The 17,926-nt window shown below is 68.1% G+C and carries 13 protein-coding genes; 6 read left to right on the top strand and 7 right to left on the bottom strand.

What is annotated here, in order from left to right; translation table 11 throughout:
* Positions 1–7: 7 nt before the first annotated feature.
* The 6 genes from yjfF to L324_RS02280 all read right to left on the bottom strand — a co-directional run bounded on the left by yjfF (position 8) and on the right by L324_RS02280 (position 6,652).
* The gene (gene yjfF / locus L324_RS02305) at positions 8–994 is read right to left on the bottom strand and encodes a galactofuranose ABC transporter, permease protein YjfF (protein WP_037303714.1); all 987 of its coding nucleotides are present in this window, start codon (positions 992–994) and stop codon (positions 8–10) included.
* On the bottom strand, positions 991–2,037 hold the full coding sequence (locus L324_RS02300) for an ABC transporter permease (protein ID WP_037303712.1): 1,047 nt from the start codon (positions 2,035–2,037) through the stop codon (positions 991–993). The genes yjfF and L324_RS02300 overlap by 4 nt, the downstream gene beginning before the upstream one ends.
* Positions 2,034–3,554, bottom strand: coding sequence for a sugar ABC transporter ATP-binding protein (locus tag L324_RS02295; protein WP_037303710.1), 1,521 nt, complete (start codon positions 3,552–3,554; stop codon positions 2,034–2,036). The genes L324_RS02300 and L324_RS02295 overlap by 4 nt, the downstream gene beginning before the upstream one ends.
* A 35-nt stretch (positions 3,555–3,589) precedes the next feature.
* Complete coding sequence (locus tag L324_RS02290) at positions 3,590–4,591, bottom strand: ABC transporter substrate-binding protein (protein WP_037303708.1); 1,002 nt, start codon at positions 4,589–4,591, stop codon at positions 3,590–3,592.
* 54 nt (positions 4,592–4,645) lie between these two features.
* On the bottom strand, positions 4,646–5,680 hold the full coding sequence (locus tag L324_RS02285) for a LacI family DNA-binding transcriptional regulator (RefSeq protein ID WP_037303705.1): 1,035 nt from the start codon (positions 5,678–5,680) through the stop codon (positions 4,646–4,648).
* A 174-nt stretch (positions 5,681–5,854) separates the two neighbouring features.
* Positions 5,855–6,652 (bottom strand): hypothetical protein, encoded by a 798-nt coding sequence (locus L324_RS02280; RefSeq protein WP_037303702.1) that lies wholly within the window; start codon positions 6,650–6,652, stop codon positions 5,855–5,857.
* A 303-nt stretch (positions 6,653–6,955) separates the two neighbouring features.
* Between L324_RS02280 and L324_RS02275 the strand changes: the two genes are divergently transcribed.
* Positions 6,956–10,072 carry a family 43 glycosylhydrolase gene (locus L324_RS02275; protein ID WP_037303699.1) on the top strand — a complete coding sequence of 1,039 codons (3,117 nt, stop codon included), beginning with the start codon at positions 6,956–6,958 and terminating at the stop codon, positions 10,070–10,072.
* A 7-nt stretch (positions 10,073–10,079) separates the two neighbouring features.
* Here the strand turns inward: L324_RS02275 and L324_RS02270 are convergent, their stop codons facing one another.
* Entirely contained in the window at positions 10,080–11,126 is a 1,047-nt protein-coding gene (locus L324_RS02270) for a LacI family DNA-binding transcriptional regulator (protein WP_037303698.1), read from the bottom strand.
* A 200-nt stretch (positions 11,127–11,326) separates the two neighbouring features.
* Here L324_RS02270 and L324_RS02265 point away from each other — a divergent pair, with 200 nt between their 5' ends.
* The 5 genes from L324_RS02265 to abc-f all read left to right on the top strand — a co-directional run bounded on the left by L324_RS02265 (position 11,327) and on the right by abc-f (position 17,747).
* Positions 11,327–12,628 (top strand): ABC transporter substrate-binding protein, encoded by a 1,302-nt coding sequence (locus tag L324_RS02265; protein WP_037303695.1) that lies wholly within the window; start codon positions 11,327–11,329, stop codon positions 12,626–12,628.
* A gap of 3 nt (positions 12,629–12,631) precedes the next feature.
* Positions 12,632–13,618, top strand: a complete 987-nt coding sequence (locus L324_RS02260; protein ID WP_037303693.1) for a carbohydrate ABC transporter permease — start codon at positions 12,632–12,634, stop codon at positions 13,616–13,618.
* Positions 13,618–14,490, top strand: coding sequence for a carbohydrate ABC transporter permease (locus L324_RS02255; RefSeq protein WP_037303690.1), 873 nt, complete (start codon positions 13,618–13,620; stop codon positions 14,488–14,490). The genes L324_RS02260 and L324_RS02255 overlap by 1 nt, the downstream gene beginning before the upstream one ends.
* Positions 14,487–15,896, top strand: coding sequence for a GH1 family beta-glucosidase (locus L324_RS02250; RefSeq protein WP_037303688.1), 1,410 nt, complete (start codon positions 14,487–14,489; stop codon positions 15,894–15,896). The genes L324_RS02255 and L324_RS02250 overlap by 4 nt, the downstream gene beginning before the upstream one ends.
* A 231-nt stretch (positions 15,897–16,127) precedes the next feature.
* Entirely contained in the window at positions 16,128–17,747 is a 1,620-nt protein-coding gene (abc-f, locus tag L324_RS02245; RefSeq protein WP_037303687.1) for a ribosomal protection-like ABC-F family protein, read from the top strand.
* Positions 17,748–17,926: the final 179 nt, after the last annotated feature.

Below are 17,926 nucleotides of genomic sequence, written 5' to 3'. Positions count from 1 at the left end.
GGCGGTTTTAAGTGGCCCGCCTGCCGGCGAGCCGTTGCAGGACGATGAAGGCGAACAGCAGCGCTCCCGTGATGATCGAGGTCCACCAGGAGTTGAGCGTGCCGTCGAAGGTGATCAGGGTCTGGATGATGCCCAGCACCATGATCCCGAGCACCGTGCCGAGGACGTAACCGGAGCCGCCGGTGAGCAGCGTGCCGCCGATGACGACCGCCGCGATCGCGGTCAGCTCCAGCCCGACCCCGTTGAGCGGGTCGCCGGAGGACTTGTACAGCACCAGGAGCAGGCCGCCGAGCGCCGAGCAGAACCCGCTGAGCGTGTAGACCGCGATCCGCGTGCGGCCCACGTTCAGCCCCATCAGCAGTGCGGACTTCTCGTTTCCGCCGATCGCGTACACCGTCCGGCCGAACCGCGTTCCGTAAAGGACATACGCGGCGACGGCGACCACCACGAGCGCGACGACCACGCCGATCGAGATGTGCAGTTCACCGCCCAGCGGGATCTGTGCCTGCGCGAGGCTCGCGACTGTCGCGTTGTCGATCGAGTACGCCTGGGTGCTGATCGTGTAGCAGAGCCCCCTGGCGAAGAACATCCCGATCAGGGTCGCGATGAACGGCTGGATCTCGAAGACGTGGACCAGCACGCCCATCCCGAAGCCCAGCGCCGCGCCGATCAGCAGGACCGCCGGGATCACCGCGAACACCGGCCAGCCCTGGTTCTGCAGCAGGTCGGCCGAGACCACAGTGGACAGCGCGACCACCGAACCCACGGACAGATCGATGCCGCCGGTGAGGATCACGAACGTCATCCCGACGGCGACCACCAGCAGGAAGGCGTTGTTGATGAACAGGTCGAGCACGACCTGGCCGGAACCGAACGCCGTGTAGCTGGAGGCGCCGAAGACGTACGCGCCGATGAGCATCGCCATCGTCGCCAGGATCGGGAGGTGCCGGCGGCGCGGCCGGTAGCCCTTGACCCGCTCGAATGCGGTGGTCATACCCCGGCCTCCACCTTCTCCGTCCGGACGACGGGGGACGGCGGCACCGTTTTCCGCCGCCTGGCGAGCTTCTTGCGGAACGCCGGCGACTGCAGCAGGCAGACGGCCAGCACGACCAGCGCCTTGAACAGCATGATCGCCTGCGGCGCGATGCCGAGCGCGTAGACCGTGGTGGTCAGCGTCTGGATGAGGAGCGCGCCGATGACCGAGCCGGTGAGCGAGAACCGGCCGCCGGTCAGCTGCGTGCCGCCGATGACGATGGCGAGGATCGCGTCGAGTTCGATGAACTGCCCGGCGTTGTTGCCGTCGGCGCTGTGCACGTTCGCGCTGATCATCAGCCCGGCGATCCCGGCGCAGAGCGCGCAGAACACGTAGGTGAGCCAGATCAGCCTCGCTGACCGCAGCCCGGCGAGCCTGCCCGCCTCGGGATTGCCGCCGACGGATTCGACCAGCAGGCCCAGCGCGGACCGGCGGACGAGCAGCGCAGCGATGGCGAACACCGCCAGCGCCAGGAGGATCGCGCTCGGCAGCCCGAAGACGAACCCGCTGCCGATCCACTCGTACGGCCCGGAGTTGATGGTGATGATCTGGCCGCCGGTGATCAGCTGGGCGATCCCGCGTCCGGCGACCATGAGGATCAGCGTCGCGATGATCGGCTGGATGCCCAGCACCGCCACCAGCCAGCCGTTCCACGCGCCGAGCGCGACGGCCAGCCCGAGCGCCATCCCGACCGCGGCGAGCACTCCGCCGAGACTGTTCTGGTCGCCGAGGCCGCTGATGTGCAGGCACGCGAGCGCGCCGCTGATCGCGACGACGGCGCCGACGGAGAGGTCGATCCCCCGCGTCGCCACCACCAGGGTCATGCCGATCGCGATGAGGATCAGCGGCGCCCCGTTCTTGAGGATGTCGATCACGTTGCCGTAGAGATGCCCGTCGCGCAGTTCGAGGGCGAAGAAGGACGGCTGGGCGATGAGATCGCCGAGCAGCAACGCCAGCAACGCGACCACGGGCCAGAACAACCGGTACCCGGTCAGTTTCCTCATCGGGCGACTCCTTCCGCCATGGTCGCCATGACCTGGTCCGCGGTCAGCGAGTCGTTGTCCAGCACCGCGACCACCGACCGGTCGCGCAGGACGACGACCCGGTGGCTCAGCCGGAGGACCTCCTCCAGTTCGGCGGAGATGAACACCACGGCCATCCCGTCGTCCGAAAGCCGGGTGACGAGCCGCTGGATCTCCGTCTTGGCACCGATGTCGATGCCGCGGGTGGGCTCGTCGAGGATCAGCAGCCGCGGTTCGGTGATGAGCCAGCGCGCGAGCAGCACCTTCTGCTGGTTCCCGCCGCTGAGATCCCCGACCTTCGCCTCGGGGTTCGCCGGCCGGATGTCGAGCGCCTGGATGTAGCGTTCGGCGATCTCGTCCTGGCGCCGCCGCGAGATCGGCCGGGCCCAGCCCCGCGAAGCCTGCAGCGCGAGCACGATGTTCTCGCGCACGGTGAGTTCCTCGACGAGGCCCTCGGTCTTGCGGTTTTCCGAACAGAACGCGATGCGCCGGTCGAGGCCGGTACGCGGGGTCTTCAGCGACACCGGTTCGCCGTTGATCCGCACCGAACCGCTGTCCGCGTGATCGGCGCCGAACAGCAGCCGGGCCAGTTCGGTGCGGCCGGAGCCGAGCAGCCCCGCCAGGCCGATGACCTCGCCCTCGCGGATGTCCAGCGAGAACGGCGCGACACCGCCCTTGCGGCCGACCCCGTCCGCTTCGAGGAACACCGGGGCGCCGGCCACCTCGGACCGGCTGTGGCCCGCGTCCTCGATGTCCTCGAGCGCGGCCAGTTCCTTGCCGATCATCCTGGTGACCAGGTCGACCGGGCTGATCTCCTCGGTGCGGTACTCACCGATGAGCTTCCCGTTGCGCAGCACCGTCATCCGGTCCGCGACGGCGAAGACCTGCTCGATGAAATGGGAGACGAACAGGATCGCCATCCCCTGATCCCGCAGCGAGCGCACCACGTTCAGCAGCCGCTCGACCTCACCGGCGTCCAAACTGGACGTCGGCTCGTCGAGGACCAGGACGCGGGCGTCGACGTCGAGCGCCCTGGCGATCGCGACCAGCTGCTGCACCGCGATCGAACAGCTGCTCAGTTCGGCCGACACGTCCACTTCGACGTCCAGCCTGGCCAGCAGCGCGACCGCCCGGCGGCGCATCTCGCGCCAGTCGATGCGGCCGCGCCGGCGCGGCTCCTTGCCGAGGCAGATGTTCTCCGCCACCGACAGGTTCGGGCACAGATTCACTTCCTGGTACACGGTGCTGACACCGGACCGTTGTGCCTCACCGGGGCCGCTGAACGCGACCGGTTCCCCGGCGAGTTCGATCGCGCCCGCGTCCACCCCGTAGACGCCGGTGAGCACCTTGATCAAGGTGGACTTCCCGGCACCGTTCTCGCCCATCAAGGCGTGCACCTCACCGGGGAACATCCGGAAGGAGACGTCGTCGAGGGCGACCACACCGGGGAATTCCTTCCGGATGTGGCTCATCCGCAGCAGCTCAGGAGGTTCTGTCATCGCTGACCTTGTTTCGGGGGGACGCGGGCGGGAGATCAGTACTGACGCTGCGGCAGCGCGGCCTTGGCGGCCGCCTGGTCGAACTCGGTCTCGGCGGTCTCGATGCGCGGCGGCACCTGCTCACCGGCGGCGACCTTCTTGACCAGGTCCATCAGCTGCGGGCCGAGCAGCGGGTTGCATTCGACGACGTGGTTGATCTTGCCGTCGGCCAGTGCCTGCAACGCGTCGCGGACGCCGTCGACCGAGACGATCTTGATGTCCTTGCCGGGCACCTTGCCCGCCGCTTCGATCGCTTCGATGGCGCCGAGGGCCATGTCGTCGTTGTGCGCGTACAGCACGTCGATCTTGGGCTGGGACTTCAGGAAGGCCTCCATGACCTCCTTGCCCTTGGCCCGGGTGAACTCCCCGGTCTGCGAGGCGACGACCTTGAACTTCGGCTCGGCGGAGATGACGTCGGCGAAGCCCTTCTTGCGGTCGTTCGCCGGCGCGGAGCCGGTGGTGCCCTGCAGTTCGACGATGTTCACGTCACCGGGGGCGGAACCGAACTCCTTGGTCAGCCACTGCCCCGCCTTCTTGCCCTCGGCGACGAAGTCCGAACCGAGGAAGGTCTTGTACAGCGTCTTGTCCGGCGAGTCGACGGCCCGGTCGGTGAGGATCACCGGGATGTTCGCCGTCTTCGCCTCCTTGAGCACGGTGTCCCAGCCCGATTCGACGACCGGCGAGAAGGCGATGACCTTCACCTTCTGCTGGATGTAGGACCGGATCGCGGTGATCTGGTTCTCCTGCTTCTGCTGCGCGTCGGAGAACTTCAGCTCGATCCCCGCCGCCTTCGCGGATTCCTGGATCGACTTGGTGTTCGCGGTCCGCCAGCCGCTTTCCGCGCCCACCTGGGCGAACCCGAGGGTGATGGCGCCGCCGCCTTCACCCGTCCCGCCGCCACCGCCACAAGCGGTGAGCACGAGCAGACCGGCCACTCCGGCCACGATCGCCGTCCACGGTTTTCTTGCCACATCGACTCCTAGATCCGCACTGATCATCTGAGTTAGCGTTAACATTTGGGCCGGACGCCAAGATCGGACCCGGCTCCGGTACTACGAGATGCCGGTGCTCTCCCGCACGATCAATTCGGGAGACACCAGGTCACGGGCACGTTCTTCGCCACCGTTCATGCGGCGGCGGAGAAGCTCGAACGTCCGCCTTCCGACTTCGACGAAGTCCTGGCGCACCGTCGTCAGCGGCGGCGTGTAATAGGCCGCCTCGGGAACGTCGTCGAATCCGACGATGCGCACCTCCCCTGGCACATTCACCCCTGCTTCGGTGCAGGCACGGAGAAAGCCGAGGGCCATCTGGTCATTCGCCACGAACACCGCGTCGAGTCCCTTTTCGCCGACGAGGGATCGCCCCGCCGCGTAACCGGACCGCGCGCTCCAGTCACCCCGCACGACCGGCGGGATCCGCACGTCGTGTCGTTGCAGGGTCTCCCGCCAGCCACGCTCGCGGTCGAGCGCCTCCAGCCAGTCTTCCGGTCCGGCGACATGCCAGACGGTCTTGTGCCCGAGGCCGAGGAGATGTTCGGTCGCCCGGCGGGCGCCGTCGTACTGGTCGACCGAGATCACCGGTACCGGCGCCTCTTCCCCGCCGCCGACCGCGACGAGCGGCACGTCCCGGGGCGCCGCTTCGAGGGCGCGGCCCGCGGTGACGTGCGGGGCGATCACGACGATGCCTTCGACGGCCTGGCGCCGCAGGCGTTCCACCGCGTCGGTGATCGAGGAGCGGCCGGGACGGCTGATGCTCGTTATGTTCGTCGCGTAGCCGGCTTCGCGGGCGGCGTGCTCGATTCCGCTCAGTGTGCTGGCCGGACCGTAGAGGTTGGCCTCCAGTGCGATCACGCCGAGTGTGCCGGAACGGCCGGTGACCAGGGCGCGGGCGACCGAGTTCGGCCGGTAGTCCAGCTGCTCGATGGCGGCGTTGACCCGGACGCGGGTCTCGGCGCGCACCGGGCCGGTGCCGTTGATGACGCGGGACACCGTCATATGGGAGACACCGGCGAGCGCGGCGACGTCGGTGAGGCTCGCCTGCTTGCCCGCGGGCACCTTGCTCTGCTCGCCGACGGTGTCGCGTGCCATCGCCTGTCTCCCCTCGCAGCTCCTCGCCGGGTGACGAGTGCCGCAAGTGTTAGCGATAACACGGACAGGGTCAAGAGGACTTGTCGTCACAGTCGGGTCACGGACCGGGCCGCCGGTTCGAACGCGCGGCGGAGCCGGACTCGGCGGCTCCGGTTCGCGCCGGCGGCCTGGTGATCACCTGGCCGAACAGGGCGCCAGTGCGCCAAGACCCTGCGGTTTCGCCGCCGCACGGCCGATCGAGATCGCGATCCGTTCGATCGCCGCGGTCCGCTTGTCCGTCAGCGGGCCGAGGATCGCGTTCTGGACGAAGTTCGGACCGCCCTGACCCACCGACGACGCCAGCCGCTGCTCGGCTTCGGCGATCTGCGTCCGCAACTGCGCCAGATTCCGGTCGACTTCAGCCTGCGCCCGCGCCGGGATCTCGGGCAACCTGCTCGCGACGTCGGGGCACACGATCCGGCGGGCACCCGTGACGCCACCCGCGCTCGAGGACGGGGCGGAACTCGGGGCGGCGCTCGGGGCGGCGCTCGGCGCCCCACCCGATCCCAGTGAACAGGGGGCGAGATCCGCCAAACCCTGTGGTTTCGCCGCCGCACGACCGATCGAAATGGCGATCCGTTCGATCGCCGCCGTCCGCTTGTCCGCCAACGGACCGAGGATCGCGTTCTGGACGAAGTTCGGACCACCCTGACCCACCGACGACGCCAAGCGCTGCTCGGCCTCGGCGATCTGCGTGCCCAGCTGCGCCAGATTCCGATCGACCTCGGCCTTCGCGCGTGCCGGGATCTCGGGCAACCTGCTCGCGACGTCCGGGCACACGATCCGGCTCGCCGCCTGCGCCGCGCCGGCACTGTCGGAGTTGCCCGTGGCCGTCGACACGACCAGGACACCGGCGGCGATGGCCAGCCCCAGCGCGCCGGTGGCGATCTTCGTCCGGCGGGAAACGCGATGGGCGCCTGCTCTTCGAGACATAGGTATCTCCATTGTCGAGTAAAGGGGAAATGAATGCGGTGAGAAATCAGCGACGGCCGACTCCACCTGCCCATATCGTGACCTTTCCGGCGCGGCGTTGTCCAGGGAAAAGACCGGAAAAAGAAAAGGGAAACATCTTTGAACCGAACGGTTCCGCGGTCCGTATCAGATAAGGAAGCGACCATGGCCGCGACAGGGCCGTCACTTGACCGAAAGGTGCCACCGTTCTACCGTCAGCATGCACAGCAAACTGTTAACGCTAACAGTTTCATCGGTCAAGGAAGCCCGAGGGAGCCCTCCACGATGATCTCCTCGCGTCCACGCCGTTCCGGCGCCCTTTTCGCGACGGTGGCAGTACTGCTCGCGAGCGCCGGCCTGTCCCCGGCCACCGCGGCGCCGTCCGGCGGCACTCCTGACCAGGCCAAGGCACGGGAAGTGGCGAACACACTTTCGGTTCCCGGCATCGACGACGTCCGAGGCAACCTGACCCTGCCCGGCACCGGCCAGGGCGGCACCACGATCCGTTGGCAGTCCTCGGATCCCGCGGTGATCACCCCGACCGGCGAGGTCGCCAGGCCGGACGCGGCGACCAAGACGGTCACGCTCACCGCCACCGTCGCCAGCGGACGGGACACCGCGACCCGGCGGTTCACCGCGACAGTGCCCCCGAAACCCGCTCAGCAGCCCCTTTCCGGCTACAGCTTCTTCTACTTCACCGGGGAAGGGACTCCGGACGGCGAGCAGATCTACACCGCGGCCAGCAAGGGCAACGACCCGTTGAACTGGACCGAACTCAACAACGGCAAGCCGGTGCTCAGGTCGAGCCTCGGGGAGCTGGGCGTCCGCGACCCGTTCATCCTCCGCTCCCCCGACGGCGACAAGTTCTATCTGCTCGCCACCGATCTGAAGATCCACGACGGCCGCGGCTGGGATGCCGCGCAGCGCACCGGCAGCCGTTCGATCATGGTGTGGGAGTCCACCGACCTGGTCACCTGGTCCCGTCAACGGAGCGTCCAGGTCTCCCCGCCGACCGCCGGGAACACGTGGGCACCCGAGGCGTTCTGGGACGCCAAGCGCGGCAGCTACGTCGTCTACTGGGCCTCGAAGCTCTACGCGGACAACGATCCCGCGCATACCGGCGACAGCTACAACCGGATGCTTTACGCCACGACACGCGACTTCGTGACCTTCAGCCAGCCGAAGGTGTGGATCGACCCGGGATATTCGGTGATCGATTCCACGGTCATCGAGGACAAGGGCACGTACTACCGGTTCACCAAGGACGAACGCAATCCGACGTCGTCCTCGCCGTGCAGCAAGTACATCACCGCCGAGAAGTCGACCGATCTGCTCGACCTCTCCTACGACTTCGTCGCCGACTGCATCGGCAAGGGGAATCCCGGTCTGGACCGCGGCGAAGGCCCGACCGGCTTCAAGTCCAACACCGAGAACAAGTGGTACCTGTTCATCGACGAGTACGGCGGCCGCGGCTACGTCCCGTTCGAGACCACCGATCTCGCGTCCGGCAAGTGGACCATGTCGACCGGGGCGAAGCTGCCCGCGTCACCCCGGCACGGCACCGTTCTCCCGGTCACGCAGGCCGAACTCGACAGGCTGACCGCGCCGCCCGCTCCCGCGAAGGCCGACCGGAACGGTCTCGTGGCGCATTGGCCGCTCAACGGGAAGTCGGGCACGACCGCGGCCGACAGCACCGGCCACGGTTACGACGGCGCGCTCGCGGGTGACGTGAAGTGGGCCGACGGCACACTGGAGTTCGGCGGCACCACCGGTCACGTGCAGCTCCCGAACAACCTGCTGAACGGCGCGGCGTCGGCCACCGTGTCCGCCGACGTCCTCGTCGATCCGGGCCAGCAGACGCCCTACTTCCTCTACGGTTTCGGCAACACCGGCCCGTCCGGCGCCGGGGACGGGTACCTCTTCGCCACCGGCGGTACCGGTGGCGACGGCTTCCGGGGCGCGATCGCGACCGGGAACTGGACCACCGAGCAAGCCGCGGCGGCGAAGGGCGGTCTGTCCCGCGGAGTATGGAAGAACGTCACGCTCACCGTCGGCGGCGGCAGAGCCGTGCTGTATTCCGACGGCGTCGAGGTAGCGCGCAACGACAAGGTCACCATCAAACCGTCCGACCTCGGCGGCGGGGTCACCGCGGCGAACTACCTCGGCCGTTCCGTCTACTCGGCGGACAAGAAGTTCAAGGGCCGGATGAAGGACGTCCGCCTCTACAACCGGGCCCTCTCCGGGGCCGAGGTCGCGGGACTGCCCTCGAACAGCACGCTCATCCGCTCGGTCGCGCTCGACGCGCTGAAGGCCCCGGCGGTCATCGACGCGGGTGCCGGCACGGTCGTGCTGCCGGTGCGGCCCGGCACCGATCCGCGCCGGCTCAGCCCGCGGTTCACCCTGGCCCCGGGCGCGAAGATCAACCCGGGTGACGGCCGCGCTGTCGATCTCAGCCGCCCGAAGCGCTACACGGTCGTCGCGCCCGGCGGGCAGACCCGGGCCTGGACCGTCGAAGCCCGCGAAATGCGCAGCCCCGCGCTTCCGGGACTGAACGCGGATCCGAACATCGTCGCGTTCGGCGGCACCTACTACCTCTACCCCACCACCGACGGCTTCGACGGCTGGAGCGGCACGACGTTCTCGGCGTGGTCGTCGAAGAACCTCGTCGACTGGACGAACCACGGTGTCGCCCTCGATCTCGGCCCCGGCGTGAGCTGGGCGGACAAGAACGCCTGGGCGCCGACGATCGCCGAGGCAGGCGGCAAGTACTACTTCTACTTCTGCGCGGAGGCCAAGATCGGCGTCGCCGTCGGTGATTCACCGACCGGGCCCTTCACCGACACCGGCGAACCGCTCATCGCGAAGAATCCGGGAGGCGGCCAGGCGATCGATCCCGCGGTCTTCGTCGACCGCTCGGGAAAGCCGTACCTGTACTGGGGCAACGGCGAGGCGTACGTCGTACCGCTGAACGACGACATGGTCTCCTTCGACCCGGCCGCCGTCCAGCGGATCACCGGACTCGACGACTTCCGCGAGGGCCTCTTCATGGTCGAGCGGAACGGTACTTACCACCTGACCTGGTCCGTCGACGACACCCGCAGCGAGGACTACCGCGTCGCCTACGCCACGGCGCCCAGCCCGACCGGCCCGTTCACGAACCGCGGCCTGATCCTGAGCAAGGACACCTCACTGGGGATCAAGGGCACCGGGCACAGTTCGATGCTGCGGGTGCCGGGAACGGACGAGTGGTACCTCGCCTATCACCGCTTCGCCATCCCCGGCGGCGACGGGACGCACCGCGAAACCGCCATCGACAAGTTGTCCTTCACCCGCGACGGCCGGATCGCTCCGGTCAAGCCGACCCTCGAAGGCGTCGCGCCGCGGCCGATCCCGCCGCGGTGAACCGGGGTCAGCTCGAAGCGCGATGGGTGAGGGAGACCGGCAAGATCCGCTGGCGGGGCTTGAGCTCCCTGTCGTCCATCACCGCGAGCAGCGTCTCGACCATCGCGTGGACCTGCTCGCGCGGGTCCTGGTGCACCGAGGTCAGGGGCGGTTCCATCTCGGGCGCGAGCGTCGCGTTGTCGTCGAAGCTGACGACGGCGACGTCCGAGGGGATCCGCCGTCCGGCCGCGTGCAGGGTCCGGAGGGCGCCCACGGCCATCATGTCGCTGGCCACGAAGACGGCGTCGAGGTCGGGACGGCGTTCGAGGAGGTTCGACATCGCCTTCGCGCCGCCGGTGAGCGTGAAGTCGGCCTCTTCGACCAGGTCCGCGGGGTCGAGTCCGGCGTCGAGCAGGGTCTTGCGCCAGCCGGAGAGCCGGTCGATCGCCGCGCTCTGGTCCTGCGGGCCCGCGATCGTGGCGATATGGCGATGGCCTGTCTCGACCAGATGCGCGACCGCCAGCTTCGCGCCGCCCTCGTTGTCGAAGTCGACGACGTGGACGCCGCGTTTGAGTCCGGCCGCCTGCCCGCCGTACACCACCGGGATCCTCAGCTGCCGCAACGCCTTGGGCAGCGGGTCGGTCCGGTGCGGGGCGAACACCAGCACGCCGTCGACGTGCCCGCCGTCGAGGAACCGCACCGTACGGTCGAGGTCCTCGCGCGTGTCGCTGAAGATCAAGACCATCTGGCAGCCGATGTCGGCCAGTTCGCGGTATCCCGCCCGCATGACCGCGGTGCGGTACGGGTCGTCGAGCAGCCGCGCCTCCGGTTCCGACAGCACGACCGCGACCGCCCCGGTCCGCCTGGTGACCAGCGACCGGGCCGCCTGGTTCGGGGAGTAGCCGAGTTCGCGGGCCGCGGCCTGCACCTTCTCCCGCGACCGCGCGCTGACGTAACCGTCGTCGTTGAGCGCGCGGGAAGCCGTCGACCGGCTGACCCCGGCGGACGCGGCGACGTCTTCCAGCGTCGGCCGCTCGTCTTCCCCTGGTCGAGGCCCCACCCGCGTCACCTTCACCCTTCAGCATCATCCGTACACCGACAGCTTAGTGTCCGCGGGCCCCGGCGCTGAGAGCGCTCCCGTGATGGAAACGCTCTTATTACAAGCTCTTGACATGACTATGCGGTGGCGACAGACTCGGCGCATCCTGGGAGCGCTCCCATTTTCTGGTCATACCGCGACGGCGTTCCCATCCATCGGCAAGGGGTTAGAGACACGTGAGAACCATCCGGAACGGCCTGGTGCTGGCACTGGGTATCACGATGACGGCATTCGGCGTGAGCGCGTGCGGCGGTGACGACGGCGGGACACCCGCCGCGTCCGACCCGAACGCGAAGGTCGAGCTGACGCTGGCGACGTTCACCGAATTCGGCTACGAGGAGCTCATTCCCGAATACGAGCGGCTGCACCCGAACATCAAGATCACCCACCGCAAGACCGGCCAGGGCGGGCCGTACCACCAGGAACTCATCACGAAACTGGCGGCGGGTTCGGGACTCGCCGACGTCACCGCGGTCGAGGAGGGGCACCTGTCGAACGTCCTCGACAAGGGCTCGAAGTTCAACGACCTCCCCAAGATCGGCCCGGCGGAGGCCTCCCCCGACCGCTGGCTCGGCTGGAAGTACGACGCGGCGAAGACCAAGGACGGCAAGGTCATCGGCTACGGCACGGACATCGGGCCGCTGGCGATGTGCTACCGCAAGGACATGTTCCAGGCGGCGGGCCTGCCGACCGATCCCGAAGCGGTCAAGCCGCTGTTCGCGACCTGGGACAGCTACTTCGCCGCGGGCGAGCAGTACGTCTCCAAGACCGGCGGCAAGGCGTGGTTCGACTCGGCGTCGCAGAACTTCAACGCCATGGTCAACCAGCTCCCCACCGGTTACATCGGGAACGACGACAAGCTCGCCGTGGAGACCAACCAGGGCATCAGGGACGCGTGGAACAAGGTCACCGCGGCCGTCGCGAAAGGACAGTCGGCCAAGCTCACCGCGTTCAGCAACGAGTGGAACTCCGGCTTCAAGCAGAGTGCCTTCGCCACGAAGGTGTGTCCCGCGTGGATGCTCGGCGTGATCAAGGAGCACTCGGGCCCGGAGAACGCAGGCAAGTGGGCGGTCACCGCGGCGTTCCCCGGTGGCGGCGGCAACTGGGGCGGTTCGTACCTGACCGTCCCGACGCAGTCGAAGCACCCGAAGGAGGCGGCCGAACTCGCCGCCTGGCTGACCGCGCCGGAGCAGCAGATCAAGGCGTTCCAGGCCAAGGGCACCTTCCCGAGCCAGGTCAAGGCGCTGGAGGACCCGGCGCTGCTGGGCAAGACCGACCCCTACTTCGGTGACGTCAAGGTCGGCGAACTGTTCGCCGAGCAGGCCAAGAAGGTCGCCAAGCCGCAGTACAAGGGCCCGGGTGACGGCCAGATCCAGGAGAACGCTTCGAGCCCGGCGCTCCAGGCCGTCGAACAGGGCAAGTCGGCGGAAGAGGGCTGGACGCAAATGCTCGACGCCGCGAAGAAGATCACGCGCTGACCGATGACCGTCGTCGACAAGATCGCGCCGGAAGGGAGTAAGGCCGGGGTGCGCACGTCACCCCGGCCCACCCTCCGGCATCGCCTGAGCCGGTGGGACGTCAAGGTTTCGCCGTACCTCTACATCGCCCCGTTCTTCATCGTGTTCGGGGTCGTCGGGCTGTTCCCGCTGCTCTACACGGCGTATGTGTCGCTGTTCAGCTGGGAGGCGGGCGACGACGCCCCGGACTTCATCGGGCTGGACAACTTCAAGCAGCTGTTCGCCGACACGCAGTTCTGGAACGCGCTCGAGAACACCGTCAGCATCTTCCTGCTCTCCAGCGTTCCCCAGCTGATCATCGCGGTGCTCCTGGCGGCGCTGCTCAGCGCCAGGCTGCGCGGGGCGACCGGCTGGCGCGTCGGCATCCTGCTCCCCTACGCCGCCAGCCTGGTGGCATTGGGGATCATCTTCGCGAACCTGTTCGGGCCGAAGTACGGCCTGGTCAACGGCCTGCTGCAGACCATCGGCCTCGATCCGGTCGACTGGCAGGCAGGCCGGTTCAGCAGCCATGTCGCGATCGCGATCATGGTGAACTGGCGCTGGACCGGGTACAACGCGCTGATCGTGCTGGCGGCCATGCAGGCCATCCCGAAGGAACTGCACGAAGCCGCCCTGATCGACGGCGCGGGAACGGCACGCCGGTTCTTCAGCATCACCCTCCCGCTGCTGAAGCCGACGCTGATCTTCGTCACGATCACCTCGACGATCGGCGGGCTGCAGATCTTCACCGAGCCCAAGCTGTTCGACGCCATGCCGGGGTCGAACAACGGCGGCTCGTCCAACCAGTTCCAGACCGTGACGCTGTACCTGTACCAAACGGCCTTCGAGAACTACGAACTCGGCTACGCCTCGGCGATCGCCTGGGTCCTGTTCCTGATCATCGTGCTGATCGCGCTGGTGAACTTCTTCCTCACCGGCAGGCTCGCCCGGACCCCGGCGGTGAAGAAGTGATGACCACCATCCACAGTGGACTCAAAAACGGCGGGCTGAAGCGGGGTGTCGCGGCACTGGGCAAACCGCGCCGGTCGACCTACATCGTGCTCGCGATCTTCGTACTGGGTTCGCTGTTCCCGTTCTACTGGTCGTTCCTGGTGGCCAGCCGGGACAGCGGGATGCTCACCGAACGGGTCCCGCCGTTCCTGCCCGGCGGCAACTTCTTCGCCAACGCGGCGCGGGTGTTCGACACGGTGCCGTTCTGGAAGGCGCTCGCGAACAGCCTGATCGTGTCCGGCACGGTGACGCTGACCACGGTGCTGTTCTCCTCGCTGGCCGGGTTCGCGTTCGCCAAACTGCGGTTCCGCGGCCGGAACGGGCTGTTCGTGTTCATCGTGGTCACGCTCGCCGTCCCGACCCAGCTCGGCATCATCCCGTTGTTCATGGCGATGTCCGAGTTCGGCTGGGCGGGCGGGCTGCAGTCGGTGATCGTGCCCAACCTGGTGACCGCGTTCGGCGTGTTCTGGATGCGTCAGTACACAGTGGACGCCGTACCGTACGAACTGATCGAGGCGGCCAGGGTCGACGGCTGCAGCATGATCCGCATCTTCTGGAACGTCTGCCTTCCCGCCGTCCGCCCGGCGGCGGCGATCCTGGCGATGTTCACGTTCATGACCTCGTGGAACGACTTCCTCTGGCCACTCGTCGTGCTGGACGCCGGCAATCCCACCGTCCAGCTGGCACTGGAGAAGCTGCAGAGCGGCTATTACGTCGACTACTCGCTGGTGCTGGCCGGGACCACCCTGGCCACCATCCCGATCCTCATCGTCTTCCTCCTCCTCGGCCGCCAGATCGTGGCCGGGATCATGCAAGGTGCCGTGAAAGGGTGACCATGTCAGCTCATCCCGACAGTGTGCGGGAGAAGACCGCGCTGCCGTTCCCGCCCGGATTCGTGTGGGGCGCCGCCACCGCGGCCTTCCAGGTCGAAGGCGCCACCGCCGCCGACGGCCGGACCGACTCGATCTGGGACGTCTTCGCCCGCCGCCCCGGCGCCGTCGTCGGTGGCGACACCGGCGAACCGGGGGCCGATCACTACCGGCGCTACGCCGAAGACATCGATCTCATGCGGCAGCTCGGCCTCGGCGCGTACCGGTTCTCCATGTCGTGGCCGCGGATCCGGCCCGACGGCGGCGCGCCGAATCCGAAGGGGCTCGCCTTCTACGACCGGCTCGTCGACAGGCTCCTCGAAGCCGGGGTCCAGCCCTGGGCGACGCTCTATCACTGGGATCTCCCGCAGGCGCTGGAGGACAAGGGCGGCTGGACCTCGCGCGAGACCGCGTTCCGGTTCGCCGAGTACGCCGAAACGATCGTGGCGCGGATCGGCGACCGGGTGCAGAACTGGTCGACCCTGAACGAGCCGTGGTGCGCGGCGATGCTCGGCTACGCGGGCGGCATCCACGCACCGGGCCGTCAGGAACCCGAAGCCGCGGTCGCCGCCACCCACCATCTCCTGCTGGGACACGGGCTCGCGATGGACGTCCTGCGACGGCACGCCCCTTCGGCGGCCTCGGGGATCACGCTGAACCTGTACCCCGTCTCCGCCGCCGACCCGTCGTCCACTGTGGACGTCGAGGCCGCGCGCCGGATCGACGGCCTGCAGAACCGGCTCTTCCTCGATCCGGTGCTCAACGGCGCCTACCCCGAGGACATGGTGGCCGATCTCGCCCACCTCGGCCTCGAAGCACTCATCCAGGAAGGTGACCTCGAGACCATCTCCGCCCCGATCGACTGGATGGGCGTCAACTATTACCGCGGTTACCAGGTCGCCGGCACGCCTCGGCCCGGCAGTGAGCCGGCGGGACCCGACTGGCTCGGCGTGCCCGACGTCCACTTCGTCCCCGACGAGGCGGCGCCACTCACCGACTCCGGCTGGGAGGTCCAGCCATCGCGGCTGACCGAATGCCTGCTGCAGGTCCACCGTGACTACCGGCCGATCCCGTTGTACATCACCGAAAACGGCGCGTCCTATCCGGACGCCCTGGTCGCCGGGGACGTCGCGGACACCGACCGGATCGCCTTCCTCGATTCGCATCTGCGTGCCGCCTATGAGGCGATCGAGGCGGGCGTCGACCTGCGCGGGTACTTCTATTGGTCGCTGCTCGACAACTTCGAGTGGGCCGAGGGGTACGCCAAGCGGTTCGGGCTCGTGCACGTCGACTACGAGACGCAGCGACGGACGCCGAAGCAGAGCGCGCTCTGGTACTCCAGGGCGATCAGCCTCAACGGCCTGAGCTGATCGCGTCCGGTCGGAGCCCGGGCGGGCTCCGACCGGATTTGTTACCGTGGAGCCGGACCTGATCAACGCAGAGGAGACCAGACGTGGCAGGTGAAGACGACATCTCCGGGTGAGCCGGAGTTGCCAGGCCACCGGCGGTAGCGCCGACGTGGCCATTTCGTCGTTCCCTCAACGCCACGTCCACCGCGGTGCAGCCTCGATGCGCCCGCTTCCTTCGCGAGGTCTTTCTCCATGTCAGACGCCTTCGTCGTCGTGTCCGCGCTGTCCTTCGCCTGGCCGGACGACACCCCGGTCTTCGACGACCTGTCCTTCACCGTGCCCGGCGGCCGCACCGGTCTCGTCGCGCCCAACGGGGCGGGCAAGAGCACCCTCCTCAAGCTGATCGCCGGTGAGCTCAAGCCCTTCAGCGGGACCGTGTCCACCCAAGGGGTGCTCGGCTACCTGCCGCAGTCGCTACCGCTCACCGCCGAGCTGACCGTGGCCGAGGTGCTGGGCATCGCCCCACAGCTCGCGGCGCTGACCGCCATCGAATCGGGTGACGCGAGCGACGAGCACTTCACCACCATCGGCAACGACTGGGACATCGAGGAACGCACCCGCGCCCAGCTCGACCGGCTCGGTCTCGACGGCATCCTGCTGGACCGGAGCCTGCGCACGTTGAGCGGCGGTCAGGTCATCTCGCTCGGCCTGGCCGCGCAGCTGCTGAAACGGCCCGACGTCCTGCTACTGGACGAACCGACCAACAACCTCGACCTCGACGCGCGCCGCAAGCTCTACGGCGTGCTGGAAGACTGGTCCGGTTGCCTGTTGCTGGTGAGCCACGACCGGGAACTGCTCGACCGCATGGACCGGATCGCGGAACTCGACCGCGGCGGCCTCCGCTACCACGGCGGGAACTTCACCCAATACGAAGCGGCGGTCAAGGCCGAGCAAGAGGTCGCCGAACGCAACGTCCGCAGTGCCGAACAAGAGGTCAAACGCGAGAAGCGGGAGATGCAGCAGGCCCGCGAACGAGCCGCGCGGCGGGCGGGCAACGCCGCCCGCAACCTCGGCAACGCCGGTCTGCCGAAGATCTTCGCCGGCACCATGAAACGCAACGCCCAGGAATCCGCAGGCAAGGCCAACGAGACGCACGCCGCGCGGGTCAGCGACGCGAAGAACCGCCTCGACGAGGCCGAACGCGCGCTCCGCGACGACCAGAAGATCGCGCTGATCCTGCCGGGCACCAACGTCCCCGCGGGCCGCACGATGTTCCACGGCGAAGGCATCCAAGTACGCTACGGCGACCGGAACGTCTTCGCGGGCGACGGCGTCGACCTGACGATCCGAGGCCCCGAACGGATCGCGCTGACCGGCGGCAACGGCAGCGGAAAGTCGACCCTTCTGCGGGTACTCAACGGCGACCTCGAACCCTCCGGCGGGATGATCAAACGGGCCGAGGGCCGGATCGCGTACCTCTCGCAGCGACTCGATCTGCTGGACCTGGACCGGACCATCGCCGAGAACTTCGCGTCGTTCGCCCCCGGCCTGCCCGAATCGCAACGGATGACGCTGCTCGCCCGCTTCCTGTTCCGCGGCGCGCGAAGCCAGCTTCCCGTCGGCGTGCTGTCCGGCGGCGAACGACTTCGGGCCACTTTGGCCTGCGTCCTGTTCGCCGAGCCCGCGCCTCGATTGCTCTTGCTGGACGAGCCGACGAACAATCTCGACCTGGTCAGCGTCGGGCAGCTGGAGAGTGCGCTGGGGGCTTATCAGGGGGCTTTCGTGGTCGTGAGCCACGATGAGCGGTTCCTGAGGGAGATCAAGGTGGATCGGCGGGTGATGTTGGCCGATGGGGCCCTTCGTGAGGGTTAGCGCCGCGCGGCACGCGTCACCTGGCGCGCGGCACGCGACGCGTGGCGCGTTTAGTCGGCTAATTGCGGTCGGGTTGCCTGGGCTCTGGTGGAATGCGGCGCCTGCCTGGCGCAATTAGTCGACTGACTGCGATTGGCCCCGGCGAAATGGAGACGTCGCGTTGTCTCTATTCCGCCGGG

The sequence above is a fragment of the Amycolatopsis orientalis DSM 40040 = KCTC 9412 genome (assembly GCF_000478275.1).
Classification (GTDB): Bacteria; Actinomycetota; Actinomycetes; order Mycobacteriales; family Pseudonocardiaceae; genus Amycolatopsis; species Amycolatopsis orientalis.
Note: the sequence above shows the minus strand (reverse complement) of the source record. Positions and strands in the feature narration are given on the sequence as shown.

What these genes read in the sequence shown, in the direction of transcription:
- yjfF (WP_037303714.1), bottom strand. Translation starts at nt 994, where the DNA reads ATGACCACCGCATTCGAGCGGGTCAAGGGCTACCGGCCGCGCCGCCGG.
- L324_RS02300 (WP_037303712.1), bottom strand. Translation starts at nt 2,037, where the DNA reads ATGAGGAAACTGACCGGGTACCGGTTGTTCTGGCCCGTGGTCGCGTTG.
- L324_RS02295 (WP_037303710.1), bottom strand. Translation starts at nt 3,554, where the DNA reads ATGACAGAACCTCCTGAGCTGCTGCGGATGAGCCACATCCGGAAGGAA.
- L324_RS02290 (WP_037303708.1), bottom strand. Translation starts at nt 4,591, where the DNA reads ATGATCAGTGCGGATCTAGGAGTCGATGTGGCAAGAAAACCGTGGACG.
- L324_RS02285 (WP_037303705.1), bottom strand. Translation starts at nt 5,680, where the DNA reads ATGGCACGCGACACCGTCGGCGAGCAGAGCAAGGTGCCCGCGGGCAAG.
- L324_RS02280 (WP_037303702.1), bottom strand. Translation starts at nt 6,652, where the DNA reads ATGTCTCGAAGAGCAGGCGCCCATCGCGTTTCCCGCCGGACGAAGATC.
- L324_RS02275 (WP_037303699.1), top strand. Translation starts at nt 6,956, where the DNA reads ATGATCTCCTCGCGTCCACGCCGTTCCGGCGCCCTTTTCGCGACGGTG.
- L324_RS02260 (WP_037303693.1), top strand. Translation starts at nt 12,632, where the DNA reads ATGACCGTCGTCGACAAGATCGCGCCGGAAGGGAGTAAGGCCGGGGTG.
- L324_RS02255 (WP_037303690.1), top strand. Translation starts at nt 13,618, where the DNA reads ATGACCACCATCCACAGTGGACTCAAAAACGGCGGGCTGAAGCGGGGT.
- abc-f (WP_037303687.1), top strand. Translation starts at nt 16,128, where the DNA reads ATGTCAGACGCCTTCGTCGTCGTGTCCGCGCTGTCCTTCGCCTGGCCG.